Below are 1,556 nucleotides of genomic sequence, written 5' to 3' on the forward strand. Positions count from 1 at the left end.
TCTGTCTTTTCAAATAGTCTACAGCAAACGATAGGAGATTTCTGTAAAATCGGTGAACTTTTCCTTCATTTTCAAAAAAATCTTGCACGCACCAATTCAATTAAGAGAAAATAACAAGTGGAAGGCAGGGGAAAGTCATGTTAAAAAAGTGTATTCTACTAGTATTTCTATGCGTCGGATTGATTGGGTTAATCGGATGCTCCAAAACAGATTCACCAGAGGATCGCAAGGAAGCATTCGTGAAACAGTGGAACGATCAGCAATTCGATGACATGTATCAAAGCCTGACTAAAGATGTCAAAAAAGAAATCTCCAAAAAAGATTTCGTCAACAGGTATAAAGCCATCTATGAGCAGGCCGGCGTAAAAAATTTGAAAGTCACTGCGGGAGAAGTAGATAAGGACGATCAAGACAACAAGACAATGAAACATATCCCGTATAAAGTCAGCATGAACACAAATGCCGGCAAAGTCAGCTTCAAGAATACTGCTGTGCTGAAATTAGAAAAAACAGATGACGAGGAGTCATGGAATATAGATTGGGACCCATCGTTTATTTTCAAGCAGCTGGCTGACGACAAAACCGTGCAAATTATGAGCATTGAACCGAAACGAGGCCAAATTTACGATAAAAATGGAAAAGGTTTAGCTGTCAATACAGATGTTCCGGAAATTGGAATTGTTCCCGGAGAGCTTGGCGATAAAAAAGAGAAAGTTATAAAAGAACTCGCCAAAAAACTTGATTTGACTGAAGACGACATCAAGAAAAAGCTGGATCAAGGCTGGGTAAAAGACGATTCGTTTGTGCCGCTCAAAAAGGTCAAGCCTGACCAGGAGAAATTAGTTTCTGAAGCGACGTCATTACAAGGCGTAACAAGAACGAATGTCAGCTCCCGCTACTATCCGTATGGCGAAAAAACAGCCCATTTGACAGGCTATGTCCGCGCCATTACAGCGGAAGAACTGAAGAAAAAGAAAGAAGGAACGTACAGCGATACGTCTAACATCGGTATCGCCGGACTTGAAAATGTGTATGAAGACAAGCTAAGAGGCACAACTGGCTGGAAAATCTACGTGCCGCAAACCGGGGAAGTCATCGCTGAAAAGAAAGCAAAGGACGGCGAGGATCTTCACCTCACAATTGATATCAAAACGCAAACGAAGCTGTATGATGAACTGAAGGATGACAGCGGGGCGGCAGTCGCGCTGCAGCCGAAGACAGGCGAAACACTCGCCCTTGTCAGTGCGCCTTCCTACGATCCAAACGGATTTATTTTCGGCTGGAGCGATAAGGAATGGAAAAAGCTAAACAAAGATAAAAACAATCCGTTTTCAGCGAAATTCAATAAGACATACGCGCCAGGTTCTACCATTAAACCGATTGCGGCTGCTATTGGAATCAAAAACGGCACCCTTAAAGCCGATGAGAAGAAAACAATTAAAGGCAAGGAGTGGCAAAAAGATTCGAGCTGGGGCGGCTATTCAGTGACACGTGTGTCTGAGAGACTTCAACAAGTCGATTTGGAAAACGCCCTTATTACGTCAGACAATATTTAT

1 protein-coding gene is annotated in these 1,556 nt (G+C 42.7%); it reads left to right on the forward strand.

Annotation, left to right across the window (positions count from 1 at the left end):
* Positions 1–137: 137 nt before the first annotated feature.
* A partial coding sequence (gene pbpC, locus ACWHAR_RS20890) for a penicillin-binding protein 3 (RefSeq protein WP_452087702.1) occupies positions 138–1,556 on the forward strand: 1,419 nt, incomplete at its 3' end.

This window comes from Bacillus sp. LR--39 (genome assembly GCF_053613335.1).